This is a genomic window from Listeria cossartiae subsp. cayugensis (assembly GCF_014229095.1).
Lineage (GTDB): Bacteria > Bacillota > Bacilli > Lactobacillales > Listeriaceae > Listeria > Listeria cayugensis.
This window is the reverse complement of record NZ_JAARZC010000004.1, coordinates 75444-93367: the sequence shown is the minus strand read 5'-3', so window position 1 is coordinate 93367 and position 17924 is coordinate 75444. Positions and strand designations below refer to the sequence as shown.

At 37.6% G+C, this 17924-nt stretch carries 15 protein-coding genes; 1 reads left to right on the top strand and 14 read right to left on the bottom strand.

The features are described from left to right. Positions 1–103: 103 nt before the first annotated feature. The 14 genes from HCB49_RS12565 to degU all read right to left on the bottom strand — a co-directional run bounded on the left by HCB49_RS12565 (position 104) and on the right by degU (position 16905). Positions 104–1279 (bottom strand): S1C family serine protease, encoded by a 1176-nt coding sequence (locus HCB49_RS12565; RefSeq protein ID WP_185605133.1) that lies wholly within the window; start codon positions 1277–1279, stop codon positions 104–106. Positions 1280–1306: 27 nt separating this feature from the next. After that, entirely contained in the window at positions 1307–2755 is a 1449-nt protein-coding gene (gene cls, locus HCB49_RS12560) for a cardiolipin synthase (protein ID WP_185392343.1), read from the bottom strand. Between the two features lie 125 nt (positions 2756–2880). Continuing rightward, entirely contained in the window at positions 2881–4188 is a 1308-nt protein-coding gene (locus HCB49_RS12555) for a murein hydrolase activator EnvC family protein (protein ID WP_185573857.1), read from the bottom strand. Positions 4189–4307: 119 nt separating this feature from the next. Beyond that, a complete protein-coding gene (locus tag HCB49_RS12550; protein WP_185605132.1) occupies positions 4308–5486 on the bottom strand; it encodes a C40 family peptidase in 1179 nt (392 codons plus the stop codon). A 75-nt stretch (positions 5487–5561) separates the two neighbouring features. After that, positions 5562–6446 carry a permease-like cell division protein FtsX gene (gene ftsX / locus HCB49_RS12545; RefSeq protein ID WP_185392346.1) on the bottom strand — a complete coding sequence of 295 codons (885 nt, stop codon included), beginning with the start codon at positions 6444–6446 and terminating at the stop codon, positions 5562–5564. Then, positions 6436–7122: a cell division ATP-binding protein FtsE gene (gene ftsE, locus HCB49_RS12540; protein WP_185392347.1), complete on the bottom strand. Its 687-nt coding sequence runs from the start codon at positions 7120–7122 to the stop codon at positions 6436–6438. The genes ftsX and ftsE overlap by 11 nt, the downstream gene beginning before the upstream one ends. Before the next feature lie 503 nt (positions 7123–7625). Continuing rightward, positions 7626–8489, bottom strand: a complete 864-nt coding sequence (locus HCB49_RS12535) for a YitT family protein (protein WP_185481121.1) — start codon at positions 8487–8489, stop codon at positions 7626–7628. A gap of 5 nt (positions 8490–8494) precedes the next feature. Next, a protein-coding gene (prfB, locus tag HCB49_RS12530; protein ID WP_115848561.1) for a peptide chain release factor 2 occupies positions 8495–9596 on the bottom strand; the annotation gives its coding sequence in 2 pieces (ribosomal slippage) (positions 8495–9523 and positions 9525–9596; 1101 coding nt in all). 84 nt (positions 9597–9680) lie between these two features. After that, on the bottom strand, positions 9681–12194 hold the full coding sequence (gene secA / locus HCB49_RS12525) for a preprotein translocase subunit SecA (RefSeq protein ID WP_185392349.1): 2514 nt from the start codon (positions 12192–12194) through the stop codon (positions 9681–9683). A gap of 229 nt (positions 12195–12423) precedes the next feature. Continuing rightward, the gene (gene hpf / locus HCB49_RS12520) at positions 12424–12987 is read right to left on the bottom strand and encodes a ribosome hibernation-promoting factor, HPF/YfiA family (RefSeq protein WP_003722643.1); all 564 of its coding nucleotides are present in this window, start codon (positions 12985–12987) and stop codon (positions 12424–12426) included. Between the two features lie 194 nt (positions 12988–13181). Beyond that, positions 13182–13838, bottom strand: a complete 657-nt coding sequence (locus HCB49_RS12515) for a ComF family protein (protein WP_185605131.1) — start codon at positions 13836–13838, stop codon at positions 13182–13184. Then, complete coding sequence (locus HCB49_RS12510; RefSeq protein ID WP_185605130.1) at positions 13831–15150, bottom strand: ATP-dependent helicase ComFA; 1320 nt, start codon at positions 15148–15150, stop codon at positions 13831–13833. Before HCB49_RS12510 ends, HCB49_RS12515 begins: the two co-directional genes overlap by 8 nt. A gap of 196 nt (positions 15151–15346) precedes the next feature. Then, complete coding sequence (gene fakB / locus HCB49_RS12505) at positions 15347–16198, bottom strand: fatty acid kinase binding subunit FakB (protein ID WP_185397114.1); 852 nt, start codon at positions 16196–16198, stop codon at positions 15347–15349. A 20-nt stretch (positions 16199–16218) separates the two neighbouring features. Further along, entirely contained in the window at positions 16219–16905 is a 687-nt protein-coding gene (gene degU / locus HCB49_RS12500) for a two-component system response regulator DegU (protein WP_003722647.1), read from the bottom strand. A gap of 383 nt (positions 16906–17288) precedes the next feature. On the opposite strand from degU, the gene HCB49_RS12495 reads away from it, so the two are divergent. Then, positions 17289–17924: a YigZ family protein gene (locus HCB49_RS12495; RefSeq protein ID WP_185605129.1), complete on the top strand. Its 636-nt coding sequence runs from the start codon at positions 17289–17291 to the stop codon at positions 17922–17924.

Genomic DNA, 17924 nt, shown 5'->3' with positions numbered 1-17924 from the left:
CATGAATTAACCTTTTTCGGGTAGAAATGCCTTTATATTAATCTTATCTTTACAAAAACTTAAAACACCAATGCTGCTTTCCAACAACACTGGTGCCTTAAAATTATCTCGGTTCAACTAACAACAAACCAAGTTCAAATGATTCATTCTCATAAAGTGCAGTTTGTTCAAAACGTGGTTCGCCGTCATTATCAATTACTTTTAGCTTACAAAATGCACGGTTTAAGTTAAGCGCTTCGTATAACTCTTCGCGCGTATGCACTGGCTGACCGTTCACTTCTGTGATTTTTTCACCAGCTTTTAAGTTTAAGCGTGCAGAAGGTGTTGCCACGCGAGCACCTAGAATGACGAGTCCATCAGGCTGCGGACCAAATTTTTTCGGTAATAATTTTTCTGCGCGATATTGGCTGTAAGAAATCCAAAAACGTCCAATAACTGCAAACATGAAAGCAAATAATGTTAGCACAGGCATCACGATTCCAACTAAACCAGCTACTGCAATGATTGTCGCAAGTGTTGTAACTTGAATAGCGGTTTTTCGACTAGCTTCTTCTGGAAATTGTCCTTGTACTTGCTGTTGGAACCCGATAAACAGCGGCAAAATAATTAACGAGTAAGAGTGCGAACCAATTGCAAAAACTGGCCACCATTCGAAAATTTTCGTAAATACATCTCCTGGTATAAACATGACGATTGGCACAAACCATAGTTTTCTTAATTGATAAGAACCTACTAATTTACCACGTTTACTTTTTCGTAGTGATGGTGACGGATTTTTTGCACTTGTATATTGAATTAAGAAAGCTTCTATAAATAACAATATCGCAAGTAAAAATGTCATCGAAACCATAAAATTATCAATATAAAGCGCATCATACGTTAAGGCCACATTCTTAAATGGTGCTAAATCAATATCAAAATAATAGCAGAAATAAAAGATTAAACTTGTAATTCCGATTGTAAAAGCAGTCGAACTTAATCGGAACATCCCAGCAATCAATAAGAAACATGCTACTGCGTTAAAAATGGCGACCCATTCGATCATAACACCAAAACCAATTAGCGCTGTAACGACCGAAATAGCCAATCCAAATAACAAACTCAGTCCGAAGAAATTTTTCAATTCTAACCAAGGCGAGTATATACTGATACTAAATGACTTACGTTCCCACTTTACGCGGTTGAAACCAGCCATTATAACTAAAAGAATTCCTACATACAATGCTGGTTGTAGAAGCAGTCTACCTATTCCATTTAGTATTTCAACAAAAACATTCATTTTCTACACCAGCTTTCTTTAATACTTCTATAATATAGGCGATAAAAGTCGACTTACCGCTTCTTTAAATTTAATCCATAAGGACCGTTTTGCATATAATTCTGGTGTCAGTTGATACGATTTTAAAATATCTTCTAAAAAGGCATCTTCTAGTTGCTGCACCATTTGCTTTTCATAAATAAAAGCATTGACTTCAAAATTAAGCCGGAAACTGCGGAAGTCCATGTTAGCTGTTCCGACTGAAGCAATTTCCCCATCCACAACAAGTGTTTTTGCGTGAATAAAGCCATTATCGTAAATAAATATTTTCGCGCCTGTTTCCATTAATTCCCCGGCGTAATTCGTTGTTGCTCGGTAAACGAAAGCATGGTCCGGTTTATTTGGAATCATCACTCGAACATCCACCCCAGAAAGTGCGGCAATTTTGATTGCTTCAAGCAAGCTCGCATCTGGAATAAAATAAGGCGATTGTAAATAAATTGTTTTTTTGGCAGCATTAATCATTTTAATGTAACCATTTTTAATTTGTTGCCATTCGGAATCTGGGCCACTCGAAACAATTTGCATACTCGTGTGACCTTTCCCATGAAAAGTAGGGAAATATCGCGCTTTGTAATCAATTTTATGTGTCGATGATGCCGAATTCCAGTCCATAATAAAGCGAGTTTGCATCGCGTAAACAGCCTTACCATGCACACGTAAATGCGTATCGCGCCAGTAACCAAATTTCTTGGACGCACCAAGATACTCATCCCCGATATTAAAGCCACCAATATAACCAACATCTCCATCAATTATCGCTAATTTTCGGTGATTTCGGTAGTTAAGTCGGAAATTAATCAATGGCAATTTGGATGGGAAAAATGGTCTAACTAAACCACCATTTTTTTCAAAAGTGCGGAAAAAAGATTTTTTCGTCGTCCTTGACCCCATTGCATCATATATAATTTTAACATTTAAGCCTTCTGCTGCTTTTCGTTCGAGCACGCGCATTAAGCGATTGCCAAGTTCGTCGGAATGGAATATATAATAAATTAGATGTATGTGATCTTTCGCTTTTTCAATATCAGCAATTAAAGCATCAAATTTTTCATGACCATCCACAAAAAGCTCTACTTCATTATCTTGCGTCAAAATAGCACCATCATTAACGAGTAATAAATAAATTAAATCGCGGTGCTTTTTCACATTCGGATCGCTAAAAGGAAATTCTTTTTGCCGAATCATTTCTATTTGGTTGGCAGTAGATTCCTGAATTCCAATTTTTTCTTGTCCCTTCCAATCAAAAATCTTTTTCCCAGATAATTTTCTTCCAAAAATCAAGTAAATAATGAAACCAAATATCGGAACAAAAGTTAAGACTAGTAACCAAGCCCAAGTGGCGGATGTATCGCGTCTTTCTAAGAAGACCGTCACTGCCGCAAAGAATACATTTAATATTAGCAAAATCACTAATAGATAAGCCAACAGCCCCATTGTGTTCCCCCTTTTCTTACACAAACTGATAGTAGTATCATATCATAAAATCGGCGTTTAGCCTATTCCAGTTCGCTTCTATCCCAGAAAAAAACCATTGACCCGATGCCAATGGTTTTTAAAAATTAAAGATATGGTGCTGGATTGACTGGAACGCCATTTTTGTGAATTTCAAAATGAAGATGTTGACCAGTTGATTGGCCGGTTGATCCCATAATACCAATTGGTTGACCTTGGGAAACGCGTTGACCAGTAACTACTTTTAGACTACCTGCGCGCATGTGTCCGTATAGTGTTTGGTAACCATTACCGTGGTCAATTTTAACAACATACCCATAGCCGCCAAAGCCACTACCTGACGCACCGAAACCAGAAAATACTACGGTTCCAGATGCTGCAGCAGAAACTGTGATTGTACCGCCACCTGCAATATCTTGTCCTTTATGAGATTCATATTTACCAGTTACCGGGTTGGTTCGTTCGCTAAATCCTGACGTTAAAATTCCCGACGCTGGTTTAATAAATAGACCACTGCCACCGGAGCCAACTGTTTCGGTTGATCCACTTGAGCCTGAACCTGAATTGTTTACAGCAGTGGAGTTGTGGGCGCTTGATGCGGCTTCTTGCATACGTTTTTCCTCAGCAGCTTTGATTGCTGCTTCTTGTTTTGCTTTTTCACCAGCGATACTGGAAGCAAGTCGTTTTTCTTCATCAGTGAGCGCACCTTGTTCACTAGCTAAAAGACTTTGTTCGCTCTTCGTTAAGTCTTTTTTATTCGCAAGAGCCATTACTAAATCATTTTTTTCTTGTTTTTGACTCTCCATGTTGTTTTTCGAAACTTCTAATTCAACTGCAAGTACTTTCAAGTTCTCTAGTTTTTTCTCAGAAGTAGTTTCTGCTACTTTTAGTTTATCTTGGTCATCTTTTTGGTCTTGCATAATGTCTTGGTCCGCTTTTACAATTGCGGATACAACTGTCACACGGTCGATAAGTTCTTTAAAATCATTCGCTTCAAAAATCATATCTAAGTAAGCAGTTGCTGTTCCAGTTGTTTGGATAGCACGAGCTCTGTTATCAAGTACTTTTTGACGATCACGAATGTCATTACGTAATTTTTCCATTTCTTTTTTCAGTTGTTTGAGTTTCTCATTTTCAGAATCCACTTTGCCTTCTTGTTCTTTTAATTTTTTATCTGTTTCGTCAATGCTTTTTAAAAGTGATTCTAATTCTTTAGCAGCGTCTTTTTCAGCGCTTTCTAAATGGTTTAGTTCTGTATTTTTCGAATCTAAATTTTTATCGAGTTCTGATTTCTTTTGTTCAATTTCATTTTGGCGTTTTTGCATGTCATTAATACTTTCCGCATGTGCGCCGCTTAATGGTGCGGCAATAATCAATAGGCTTAGTGCTGTTGCTACCCCATATTTTTTTAACATATTAAGCTCCTTTTCTATTCTCTATTTGACTAGGAACTTCATAATTCCCTTTAATGTTCCATATAAAAAAGCACCTTTGTTTAAAATGACAAAGGTGCTTTTTAACTTTTCAATAATGATTAGAAGTTAGCTACACGGCCATATCCTACAAGATATTTAGCCCAGTAACCGCTAGTGATGTTGTCATATTTAACGCCATTGTTTTGCGCGTTGATCATTTGACCGCCACCAACGTAAATTCCAACGTGAGCAATTCCGCTTCCGTAGTTAAAGAATACTAAGTCACCTGGTTTTGCTTGACTAGCACTGATTTTTGAAGCTGCTGCATATTGTCCACCAGAAGTTCTTGGAAGAGAAACGCCAGCTGCACGGAATGCATAAGAAGTAAATCCAGAACAGTCAAACGCGCTTGGGCCGCTTGCTCCAAGGCTATAAGGTTTTCCAAGTTGCGCTCTTGCTGCAGACATCATCGAACCATATCCGCCACCAGTTGATGGTGCTACATTAGATGGTGCTGCATCGTTACTAGCTGCTTCTATAGTTGTTGAATTATTTTTGCTAGAAGAAGAATTATTTGATTCTCCAACGTTTGAAGATGTTGCTGCACGTAAAGCAGTTGCGCGTTCAGACGCTGCTTTTGCTGCATTTACAAGACCAGCTTTTTCGTTTTCAGCAGTAGCTTGTTCAGAAGCTAGTTGAGCAACGATTGCTTCTTTTTCAGCTTTTTGTGCTTCGATTTTGTTTTGTTCTGCTTCGTATTCGTGAATTGCTGTTGCTTGTTCTTCTTGTTTTTTCTTAACAGCAGTTTGTTTTGATTTTAAAGCTTTTTCATCATTTTGTTGATCTTCTAAAATAGTTTTATCGGATTCAACTAATTGGTTAACTGCAGAAACACGACCAACTAAATCGGAAAGGTTTTCTGCATCTAAGATAACTTCAAGATAAGCGTTAGAATTAGAAGTTTTTTGCATTGCGCGAGCACGTTCTTTTAAAACTGTTTCGCGTTCTTTAATACGTTCATTGATACTTTTAATATCTTCATTTAGTTTTTTAAGTTCTTTACCAGTTTGATCAAATTCTCCTTGTAAAGTTTTCGCTTTTTCTTGAGCTTTCTCAAGGTCAGCTACTAAACCAGAAAGATCTGATTGTAAATCTGTTTTCTTAGACTTGATGTCGTTGATTTTTTTATCTTGATTTTGAATGTCTGTATTCACGTCGGCAGAAACATTTGTGGTAAAGGCCGGTGTTAAACTGATAACTGCTGCGAGTGAAATCGCAATAAACGTATTCTTCTTCAAAAAGTTTACCTCCTAAAAAGCTCCCTAGCTTTTTCTTTTAGATTATTTTTATTTCGATTTTAGTAATTTTCTTTGTTAGACTTTCAAGAATCTGCGGATAGATATTACGCTTCCCCAAATCCCGATTAGTACGCCGATTGCAATAATCAAGCCACTAATTTGATAGGCAAATGGTGTTGGTGGTAGAAGTGATAGTGAGCTAGTCACTAACTTCGGATTGATTAAGTTGTAAATATTCACATAACCTATGAATGTTAACACAACTGGTACAATCGAGCCAATTAATCCTAGCCAAGCTCCTTCTAAAACGAAAGGCCAGCGTATGAACCAGTTGGTCGCACCTACTAATTTCATTATTTCTATTTCTCTACGACGGGAGAAAATGGCAATCTTGATTGTGTTTGATATTAAGAACATTGCTGTTAGTAATAAACCAATGCTTAGTATAATACCAGCATATCGGCCCCATTTCAAGGTATCAAACAATTTGTCGACTGTTTTCTCGCCATACTCTACATTATCTACGTACTGTAATTTTTCTATTTTTTTAGCAATTTCCTTCGTTTGTGTCGGCTCTTTTGCTTCTACAACGAAGACGTCATATAGTGGATTATCTTGTTTAAACAATTCGAAGTTTTTGCCGTACGCGCCAACTAATTTCTTCAATTCATCATCTTTAGAAGAAAAGCTGACACTATCAACTCCATCAATCTTCTCAATGTTTTTCTCAAGTTCTTGCTGCTGTTTCTTGTCTGCGCTTAGAGAAATATGTACGTTAATTTGTACATTGTTTTCTACATCAGTTGCAAGCTTGTTCATGTTGATCAATATTGCAAAAAACACGCTGACTAAGATAAGTGTTACTGTTACTGCACTCGCTGCTGCAAAGGTCATCCAACCATTCCGGTAAAGGCTCTTAAAACTTTCTCTTATATGTCTTCCTACAGTCCTAAATTTCATAGCCATATTCTCCTTGCTGCTCATCTCGAACAATTCTTCCATTCTCGATAGCGACTACCCGGTGTTTCAAGGTGTTAACAATTTCTTTGTTGTGGGTTGCCATCACGATGGTTGTTCCGCGATTGCTTATTTCTTCAAGGATGTTCATGATTTCCCATGAAGTATCAGGATCCAGGTTACCGGTCGGTTCATCTGCTATTAATACTTTAGGCATATTCGCAATCGAGCGGGCAATGGATATCCGCTGTTGCTCACCACCGGAAAGTTCATCCGGCAACATTCTTACTTTATGCTTAAGGTTGACTAAATCAAGAACTTCCATAACACGTTCTTTAATTATGGATGGTTCTGTTTCAACCACTTCCATCGCATAAGCAATGTTTTCGTAAACTGTTTTGCTTTGAAGTAATTTGTAATCTTGGAATACCACGCCTACGTTACGACGAAGATATGGGATTTCACGATTTTTCATATTAATCAAATCAAATTTGTCTACGATGATTTTACCTTTTGTCGCTCGTTCTTCTCTGTAAATCATTTTGATGAAGGTAGATTTACCAGCACCACTCGGACCTACTACATAAACAAATTCCCCTTCGCCAATGCTAATGTTAAGACCGTTAGCAGCTGTTATGCCGTTAGGGTATTTCTTATAAACATCTTCCATTAATATCATTTTATCACCTTACTATGCCTTTCTGCTGAGTTACATTTTAGGTAATGCATGGTAACCATGAAGATGAGCTGTTTGCAGGTACGAATTTAAACTCACAACATAAGCTTAATTATACCATGACAGTTTTTCATCTATAGGTTAATTGCATTACAATTATATTTCAGGGTGTGACAATATCTCGATTATTGTAATAGGAAATACAAATTCTACGTTAATTTATAATTTAAATTTGCTTTTTGTTTTGTCCCTATTGAGACAAAATAAAAAAGAACCACATTGGTCTTTTCTACTGCTAACATTGTAACTTGTTTTTACCCTAAATAACATTACAGGTACATTAAAAATCATTACAGTTCGCGCTACCGGAATAGACCAATCCACTTAAAATAGCCCAAAGTCTACAACTAGGCTAAACTTGTTTGTCATATAATTGTCAAAAACCAGCCCGAAAACCTTAAAAAAAGTACCATTTCCTGACTAAAAAGTGCGGAAATGGTACTTTTTTATGATGTGAAACCTTCCCCCATTACTTCACTGGCGCTCATTACGACAACAAAAGCATCGGGATCAATTTCTTTTATAACTTCTTTTAACCTTGAAAACTCACTTTGGGCGATGACGCATAGCAAAATTTGCTTGTCATCTTCCGTGTAGCCACCTTTTGCGGAAAGGCGCGTAATTCCACGATCAATTTTAAATAAAATTGCTTGGCGAATTGATTCTTGATTTTCTGAAATGATAAAGACCGTTTTCGACTGATTAAGACCAACTTGTACTAAATCAATCGTTTTACTAGTTGCAAAAAGCCCAACAAGCGCGTATAGTCCTGATTCGATATCAAAAACAAACATCGCCGAAATAACAACAAAACCATCAATTAATGCTACACAAATCCCCAATGTTAAATGGGAATATTTATGCAAAATTTGCGCCGCTACATCGGTACCACCAGTGGAAGCTTTGCCGCGGAAAACGATTCCGAGCCCCATTCCCACGAGTACGCCGCCAAATAGTGCAGCAACTAACGGTTCATGTGTCCACGGTTCTAACCCTTGTGTTAAGTACACAAAAAACGGTAAAAGCATCGTGCCGACGAACGTTTTCAAACCAAATTGATAACCTAAAAAGAATAATCCTGCTAGGAATAAAGGGATATTAAATGCCCACTGAATAAAAGCAGGGTTCCAACCAGTTAAATAATTAATAATCGTACTTATCCCGCTCACGCCGCCAGAAGCAACATGATTTGGGAGAAGTAGGACGTTGAAAGCTAGTGCAATTAGCGCTGCACCAATAATGACATAAACATACTCAATTAATTTAGAAACAACTGGGGATAATGGCTGTTTCTTTCTTTTATTTGCCATAAGTTCTATCCAATCCTAGAACGCAAATATGCATTGATAAAGTCGTCTAAATCTCCATCCATTACCGCTTGAATATTACCGGTTTCGTAATTTGTGCGATGATCTTTCACCATGGAGTAAGGGTGGAAAACATAGGAACGAATTTGGCTTCCCCAACCAATTTCTTTTTGTTCTCCACGAATTTCTGCTAGCTCGCGTTCTTTTTCTTCTTGTTCTTTTTGATATAGCTTTGTTTTTAACATTTTCATTGCTTGTTCACGGTTTTTAAGCTGCGAACGTTCTGATTGACACGTTACGACAATCCCGGACGGAATATGTGTCATCCGAACAGCGGAGTCAGTTGTATTAATATGCTGTCCACCAGCACCTGTTGCGCGGTACGTATCAATTTTTAAGTCTTCTGTACGAACTTCGATTTCGATATCATCATCTAATTCTGGCATTACATCCACAGAAACAAACGATGTATGACGTCTACCCGAAGAGTCAAACGGCGAAATACGGACTAGACGGTGTACGCCTTTTTCCGCTTTTAAGTAACCATATGCATTGTGCCCTTTGATGAGTAGTGTCACACTCTTAATTCCAGCTTCGTCTCCTGCTTGATAATCCAGCATTTCGACTTTAAAGCCTTTTTTCTCAGACCAGCGTTGGTACATACGTAGTAACATTGAGCCCCAGTCTTGTGATTCTGTACCACCAGCACCTGGATGAAGTTCTAAAATAGCATTATTTTTATCGTATGGATCGCTTAGCATTAATTTTAATTCAAACTCGCTAATTGTTGCCATATAAGCTTTAATATCTTTTTCTAGCTCTGCTTGCAAGTCTTCATCTGCTTCTTCTTTTAAAAGTTCCAAACTAATTTCCATGCTTTCTTGCTCTTCTTCCAGTGCATGAAACGCTTGGTATGTTTCTTTATATCCATTGGATTCATTAATTACTTTTTGTGCTGCTTGTTGGTCGTTCCAAAAATTCGGATCCAACATTTGGTCTTCTAACTCAGCAATTCGAACTTCCATGCTGTCTAAGTCAAAGAGACCCCCTAAAGTCTTTGATTTGCTGTGCTGTTTTTTCTAGTTCATTACGAATTTCTGCTAATTCCATTCTAATTCCACCTTTTTTGAATTTACTTACAAACTTTCATAGCAAAAAGCGCCGTCTTGCAGGCGCTTTTTAAATTGTTTCAATCTATGCTTCTTTACCATGACAATTTTTATATTTTTTACCGCTACCACAAGGACATGGATCATTACGTCCAATGTGTTGATCTTTGCGGATTGGTTGGCGTTTCGCTTCTGGTTTACCTTCAGCAGGATTGACCGCTTCTCCTTTTGCAACTTGCTCACGCTCAAGGTTTTGGCGAATTTCTGCTTTCATGATATAGCGCGCCACGTCTTCATCAATGGAAGATACCATCGCTTCGAACATTTCGAAACCTTCTGATTGATACTCACGAAGCGGATCAATTTGACCGTAGGCACGTAAATGAATACCGTCACGTAAATGATCCATTGCATCGATATGATCAACCCATTTAGTATCAACAACACGAAGCAGAACTACTTTTTCAAATTCATTGAACTCTTCTGGAGGTAGTAATGTTTCTTTTTCGTCGTACGCTGCTTTAATTTTATCTAAAATTAGGTTTTGAATATCTTCGCTTGTTCTATTTTGTAAATCTTCTAGTGTGATTGTGCCTTCTGGAAGTAAATTCGCATCAACATAATCAACAATTCCTTGTAAGTTCCAAGCTTCTTCTGGTTCATGACTTGAAGCATTACCTGAAACAATAAAGTTCACTGTACGCTGAATCATTTGTTCAATAATTTCACGCAAGCTGTTTTCTGCATTAATTACTTCATAGCGTTGTTTATAGATAACTTCCCGTTGTTGGCGAAGTACATCATCATATTGTAACACTTGTTTCCGGGAATCAAAGTTATTTCCTTCCACTCGTCTTTGTGCTGATTCAACTGCACGACTAACCATTTTACTTTGGATAGCATCTTCTGCCATACCAAAACGTTCCATCATCGACTTCATGTTATCAGAACCAAAACGGCGCATCAATTCATCTTCCATAGAAAGATAAAATTGTGTCACACCAGGATCCCCTTGACGACCAGAACGACCACGCAACTGATTATCAATACGACGAGATTCATGGCGTTCCGTACCAATAACGGCTAAACCACCAGCTTCAATCGTACCTTCACCAAGTTTGATATCCGTACCACGACCGGCCATATTGGTTGCGATTGTTACCGCACCACGTTCACCAGCATTTTTAATGATATCAGCTTCGCGTTCATGTTGTTTCGCGTTCAATACATCGTGCTTAATTCCTTTGCGTTTTAATTTGCTAGAAATAAGTTCCGATGTTTCAATTGCAACAGTACCAACAAGTACAGGTTGACCTTTCGCATGGCGCTCTGCAATATCTTCTACTACTGCATTGAATTTTGCTTCAATCGTAGTAAAAATTAAATCGGGACGGTCATCACGAATAATCACTTTATTTGTTGGAATTTCAATTACGCGCATATTGTAAATGTCACGGAATTCTTCTTCTTCCGTTTTCGCGGTACCAGTCATCCCCGCAAGTTTTTTATACATACGGAAATAGTTTTGGAATGTAATTGTTGCCATTGTTTTGGATTCATTTTGAATTGTTACGCCTTCTTTTGCTTCAAGCGCTTGGTGTAAACCTTCACTGAAACGACGGCCTTTCATGATACGACCAGTAAATTGGTCAACGATTAAAACTTCATCATCTTGTGCCACATAGTCAACGTCCAAGCTCATTGTGTAGTTAGCTTTCAACGCTTGTGCAATATGGTGCAAAATAACCGTATTTTCTAAATCGAAAAGGTTATCTACATCAAAGTAGTTTTCTCCTTTTGTCATACCATCTTCGGTTAGTTGTACAGATTTGGTCTTAATATCAACTGTATAATCTTCCTCTTCTGTAAGCGTGCGAACAAACGTATTTGCGCGAACGTATAGAATAGTGGATTTTTCAGCTTCTCCAGAAATAATTAACGGTGTTCTCGCTTCATCGACCAAAATGGAATCGACTTCATCAATAACCGCAAATGCTAGTGGACGTTGTACCATTTCTTCTTTGTAAACGACCATGTTATCACGTAAATAATCAAATCCTAATTCATTATTTGTGCTATACGTAATATCACATGCATAAGCTTCACGTTTTTCTGTGCTCGATAAAGCATTTAAGTTAAGCCCTACAGAAAGTCCTAGGAAATTATACAATACTCCCATTTCTTCCGCATCACGGTGAGCCAAGTATTCATTGACGGTAACAACATGCACACCTTCACCAGAAAGCGCGTTTAAATAAACTGGTAGTGTCGCTGTTAACGTTTTACCTTCCCCAGTTTTCATTTCAGCAATGTTACCTTCATGTAAAACAATCCCACCCATTAATTGAACTTTAAATGGATATAGACCAAGTGCACGTTTCGCACCTTCTCTGGCAACCGCAAAAGCTTCTACCAATAAGTCATCTAGCGTTTCACCTTTTTGAACACGCTCTTTAAACTCTACTGTTTTTTCACGTAGAGCATCATCCGAAAGAGCCGCAGTTTCATCTGCTAAAGCAATAATTTCATCTGCTTTTCTCTCCAAATATTTAACATCTTTTTTTCCTGATTCAAAAATCTTTTTCAATAGTCCAGCCATTTAAATTCTCCTCTACTGTTTTCGCTGTCATCGCGCAGTTTCATCTATAATAACTTTCAGGAATTATCTTCGCTTAAATATACAAACTAATTCTATCACTTATTAACTAAAATATACAACTGGTTATCTCTTTTTAGTCAATAAAATTATCAAAATACCATAAATCCTTCACCTAAGAGTAAAAAAATGGAGGCCAAGATTGGCCCCCACCTGTAATTATAATTTTAAATTAGTTTGTTTCAATTAAACCATACTTGCCATCTTTACGGGAATAAACAATATTCGTACCGTTTGTTTCCGCATCCGTATACACATAGAAACTATGTCCTAACAAGTTCATTTGTAAAACAGCTTCTTCACTATCCATTGGTTTCAATGAAAATTGTTTTGTTCTTACAATTTCAAGATCAAAATCACCTTCATTTTCTTCTGGTGGCGTGCTGCCGTTCACATCTGAATAAGCAAAATAGTCTCTTTCAGCGCCTTTATCGCGGAACTTGCGGTTTACTTTTGTTTTATGTTTGCGAATTTGTCTTTCTAATTTATCTACAATTAAGTCGATGCTAGCATATAAATCTCCACTTGTTTCTTCTGCACGTAGCACAAGATTTGGGAGCGGAATGGTCACTTCAACTTTCGCATTTTTATCGGAATATACTTTTAAATTAACATGAACGTTAGCGTCTGGGGTTTCTGTAAAGTATCGTTCTAATTTATCGATTTTCTTTTCAACGTAATCTCGAATCGGTTCCGTTACTTCAATATTTTCACCACGAATGTTGTACTTAAGCATAGCAATTCCTCCTTTGAAATAAAACAAAATAACGATAAAGAAGAGTATTCTTCTTACCCTTAGTCTACGTGAAAACGATGTGTTTTGCAAACATTTGCACAAAGAGCTAAGAAGCTTACATTCACTTATCTTTATTTAGTATTTTATTCCACTAATCCCGCTTCCGCAAACCTCTTTTAGGAGATAAATATCGACTATCTGAATATTGTTAGAGCGCTTACCTTTTCCACTCCTGCTTCTTTTAAAATTTGCGCCGCCAAGTTGAGTGTGCTTCCTGTGGTATAAATATCATCAAATAATAGTATCTCACATACCTCGCCAACTTCTTTTCCCAAAAAGTAAAATACTTGTTCTGCCGCCAATCGTTCTTTTTTGGTTTTTTTAGATTGCTTTTCTGTATGTTTTTTGGCTAGGATTTCTTCATATAAAATATCAGATTGCTTTAAAATTGCACTTGTTTGATTAAATCCGCGTTCTAATTTACGAGTTTTACTTACCGGAATAGGAACTATTTTCTGGTTTTTCCCCGCTAAATGTTTTTTTAATTCGCTTTTGAAAATAGCTCCAATTGCATAATCACCTTGAAATTTAAATTTTTTCATATATTCTTTGGCAAAATCATTGTAGCGATAGATAGATTTATTACTATCTAAAAAATGATCTCTGTCTTGGCAATCTTCGCAAACTGGTTCTGTTGACTCCTTACCACAAAATGTGCAGAGCGAGCCTGTCAATTTTTCAAATCCCGCTAAGCAAGTTTTGCAACAAATAGGCGGACTACGGAACAACCAACTTAATTCCCAACTAGCGGTCTGTTTCACTGGCTGCGCGCAGAGTAAACAATTATTCATCTAGCATCCCTTCCAGCACGCCTAGTCGGTTCATTTTTCGAATATGGGCAATGGCACGTTTCATTTCCATCGTTTGACCATAATGAAAAAAACAAACATCACCTGTTGGATGCGATATTTTCCGCCCCGCTCTTCCCGAAATTTGAACTAAGGCTGCTTCTGTAAAAATTCGCCCTTCACTGCCAAATACAGCTACTTGTACATCAGTAAAAGTAACACCTCTCTCTAAAATGGTTGTTGTTAGAAGCAACTTAATCTTTCCTTCGCGCAGCCATTCTACTTTCTCTTTACGGAGTTCATCTGCCGAATGAACTGTCACCGGTCTAATAAAACTATTTGCTTCAAGCGCCTCCGCAAATTGATTCATTGCCTCGATTTCTGGAAAGAAAATCAAAGCAGGCTGGTTTTTCATTTCCACATTTTTAATCCAGTTAATTAGCTTGGGCGAGATTTTCCCTTTTGCTAAATTCTTTTTCCACGGGCCAATCCAACAAGTTCTTGGCACAGGTAGTTTCTTCCTATGATAACGTCCGGGGATTTTCACGAAATTGCGTTTACCGGCTTCGCATTCTTCTTGCCACTGCTTTTCTGGCGTGGCTGTAATTATTACTGTGGAGCCTTCTTTTGTTCTAGCTTTCCTAACAGCATATTCTAAAAAAAGATCTTTAGCATAAGGAAAAGCATCCACTTCATCAATAAAAACAACTTGGAACGTTTCATAAAACCGAATAAGCTGATGTGTCGTGGCAATTACAAATTGCTCTCCTTGATAATTGTCGTTCGAATCTCCATACAAGCAAATAACATTCTGTGCTGGAAAAACTTCTTGCAAGCGAGGATGAAGTTCTAAGCAAACATCGACTCTGGGAGAAGCAACACAAATTCTAAATCCTTGTCTCAAAGCCCAGTCCATTCCCTCAAACATCATTTCCGTTTTCCCAGATCCAGCAACTGCCCACAAGAGCATATCCTTCTTTTCTATCAAACTGGTAACGACCGCATCAGATGCTTTTCGTTGTCCTGGTGATAAAATCCCTGACCAGTTCAACAACGAATCTTCTGTTTCTGGTAATAGTTTAGATTGTTGATAATATAATTTTTGACAACTATTTACTCGTCCCATAACAATACAATTTCGACAATAGATGCAATCATCTTTCTCGCATGATGCGCAGGACATTTTACCAAATAAATGCCGATTTGTATTTCCACAACGAAAGCATTTATTGTTTGAAATCGCCGCTACCTCGGCTAAACCTGCTGTCGATTCTATTTCGCGTTCTTGATATAACCTACCCGGGAAAATGTCCATCTGTATTCACCTCCCCTTAGTTATACACCGTTTAGATTTTTCTTGCAGAAGTGAATTTCTTATTTTCAAGCATGTACTCACTATTAAAATGGCATTTCCTCCTAGAGAAAAACTAACCTTTCTACCACCTCAAACTACTGAAAAAGCAATTTTACCCTATACGAAAAAAATCTCCAGCTAAAAGCCGGAGATTTTTTTATTTTATTGACCAAGTTAACCCAAGAGCACCTTCACCTAAGTGAGTTCCGATAACTGGGCCAAAATAGCTCAATTCGAATATTACTTCTGGAAATTTCGCTTCTAAATGGGCCAGCCACGCTTCACCTTTTTCTGGGTCGTTTCCGTGAATGACGTAGGCTTTTTCTGCCGTTTTGTTTTGAATAGCTGTTTGTAGAATATCTTCAATACGTTTTAGTGCTTTCTTTTGCGTTCTTACTTTTTCGAATAAAACAATTTGTTTATCATCAAAATGAAGAATCGGTTTGATTTGAAGCAAGCTACCAACAAGTGCTTGGGCTCCGTTCAAACGACCTCCGCGTTGGAGATTATTTAAATCATCTACCATAAAATAAGCATTTTGCGCTTGTTTTATTTTATCTAATTCTTGGATAATTTCATCTAATGGTTTATTTGCTAAAGCCATTTCAGCTGCTTTCACAGCAAACATTCCTTGCGCCATACAAGAAAGTTCTGAATCATAAGCAACTACATTGAGCCCTTCAATTAGTGCTCCCGCTGAAGCTGCATTTTGAAAAGTACCACTAATTCCACTTGATAGATGAATACTGACTACTGTATCAAAACCTTGTTCTTTCAGCGATTCAAATAATTGAATGAATTCTCCCGGGGCAGGTTGAGAGGACGTTGGAAAACTTTCGGCTTCTTTTACTTTTTGGTAAAAATCGGCCGCAGATAACTCCTCACCTTCGCGATAAGATTTCCCATCAATTATTACAGAAAGTGGCACGACATGAATTCGTAGCTGCTCTTTCACTTCATCTGGCAAATAAGTTGTGCTGTCAGTAACCACTGCTATTTTTTCGTTCATATAGTCCCCCTGAAATTTCTTTAGCGAATGTACACCCAGCCGTGCTTAATTGCCGTTACCACCGCTTGAGTCCTATCATTCACTTTCATTTTTTGTAAAATACTACTTACATGGTTTTTTACGGTTTTTTCACTAATGAAAAGTGTTTCCCCAATTCCTCGGTTACTTTTTCCATCGGTAAGAAGTTGTAATACCTCGCACTCTCTATGTGTTAAGATGTGTAATGGCATTTTCACTTCTGGTTGTTGATAGCCGTATACGCCTTGTGAAGTGTTAGTGCTTGCTAAATGGCGATATTCGCGAATTAATTTAATCGCTACACGCGGGTGAATATACGCGCCTCCATTATCGACAATTTTAACTGCTTCTACAAGTTCATGCGCGTCCATTTCTTTTAATAAGTAGCCGACTGCTCCAGCTCTAAGTGCCTCTGTTACGTATTCATCTGTATCATGAATAGTCAAAACGATTACTTTAATACTAGGAAATTGACGTACTAACATTTCTGTTGCGTCAAGTCCGTTCACAGTGGGCATATTAATATCCATTAAAACAATATCTGGTTTATATTCGCGAACTTTTGCTACGATATTTTTACCATTTTCAGCTTCCGCTACGACCTCAAAAGAATCTTCCAACTCTAAAATTCGCTTGATACCTTCGCGAAACAACTGATGATCATCTACAATCATGATTTTGAGTGCCATAATGACTACTCCTCCTTCACTTATCTAATTTCACCAAGCCTCTTGCAATCGAAAACATCATCCTTTTTTAGTAGCAAAACCGCTTAACCTTATAGTCCCTGCCATCAAATTGGCAAATAAACATTTCTCTTTTAAGTACTATTTACTCAAACTTACCTATTTTCAATACAAACCTTATCTTAATTATACTGCATAGTCTCAGAAAATTACTCCTATATGCCTATAAAAAACAATTGAAAACCAGTCTAAAGTAATAGTAGTTTTTATTATAACACGAATTTGCCGTCACTTCACCCACCGCACTTAGAAAAATATCTATACAATCGCTTTGCTTTCGGATAAAATAAAAGCAGGCTGAATGCATCAACTTATGGAGGTTCCTTATGTTGGATCATTATTTAACCATCCATAGCGATGGAAAACACGAAATAATTATTGAAAAATCTCGCTTTATTTGCCATATTAAGCGAGTGACAACAGAATTTGAAGCACAAACATTTATTCAAGCAATCAAAAAAGAGCATCGCGAAGCTACCCATAATTGTTCTGCCTATATAATAGGAGAAAATGACCAATTTCAAAAAGCACATGATGACGGCGAACCAAGTGGAACAGCTGGCGTTCCTATGCTAGAAGTTTTAAAAAAGAAATCTTTAAAAAATGTAGCTGTCGTAGTAACTCGTTATTTCGGTGGAACGAAACTAGGCGCTGGTGGTCTGGTGCGCGCTTACGGTAGTGCTGTTAGCGAAGCCATCCAAACAATCGGCATGGTCGAATGTAAACTAGCCACTATTGTTGAATGCTCTTTCGCTTACCCATTGCTCGGAAAAATCGAAAACGCGCTTGAACAAAAAGCCTATCAAATCGATCATAAAGAATTCACTGAAAAAGTCGTGCTCCATGTATTTGTCGACAACGAAGACTTACAAGATTTCTTTCACTGGATTACCGAAATTGCTAATGGTCAACTTGAATATAAAGAAGGACCACAAAAATATAGAGAAAAGGATGTCACTTAG

Bases quoted from the DNA above. Each gene is read 5' to 3' on its own strand.
- HCB49_RS12565 (WP_185605133.1), bottom strand. From the start codon at position 1,279: ATGAATGTTTTTGTTGAAATACTAAATGGAATAGGTAGACTGCTTCTA.
- cls (WP_185392343.1), bottom strand. From the start codon at position 2,755: ATGGGGCTGTTGGCTTATCTATTAGTGATTTTGCTAATATTAAATGTA.
- HCB49_RS12555 (WP_185573857.1), bottom strand. From the start codon at position 4,188: ATGTTAAAAAAATATGGGGTAGCAACAGCACTAAGCCTATTGATTATT.
- ftsX (WP_185392346.1), bottom strand. From the start codon at position 6,446: ATGAAATTTAGGACTGTAGGAAGACATATAAGAGAAAGTTTTAAGAGC.
- ftsE (WP_185392347.1), bottom strand. From the start codon at position 7,122: ATGATATTAATGGAAGATGTTTATAAGAAATACCCTAACGGCATAACA.
- HCB49_RS12535 (WP_185481121.1), bottom strand. From the start codon at position 8,489: ATGGCAAATAAAAGAAAGAAACAGCCATTATCCCCAGTTGTTTCTAAA.
- secA (WP_185392349.1), bottom strand. From the start codon at position 12,194: ATGGCTGGACTATTGAAAAAGATTTTTGAATCAGGAAAAAAAGATGTT.
- hpf (WP_003722643.1), bottom strand. From the start codon at position 12,987: ATGCTTAAGTACAACATTCGTGGTGAAAATATTGAAGTAACGGAACCG.
- HCB49_RS12515 (WP_185605131.1), bottom strand. From the start codon at position 13,838: ATGAATAATTGTTTACTCTGCGCGCAGCCAGTGAAACAGACCGCTAGT.
- HCB49_RS12510 (WP_185605130.1), bottom strand. From the start codon at position 15,150: ATGGACATTTTCCCGGGTAGGTTATATCAAGAACGCGAAATAGAATCG.
- fakB (WP_185397114.1), bottom strand. From the start codon at position 16,198: ATGAACGAAAAAATAGCAGTGGTTACTGACAGCACAACTTATTTGCCA.
- degU (WP_003722647.1), bottom strand. From the start codon at position 16,905: ATGGCACTCAAAATCATGATTGTAGATGATCATCAGTTGTTTCGCGAA.
- HCB49_RS12495 (WP_185605129.1), top strand. From the start codon at position 17,289: ATGTTGGATCATTATTTAACCATCCATAGCGATGGAAAACACGAAATA.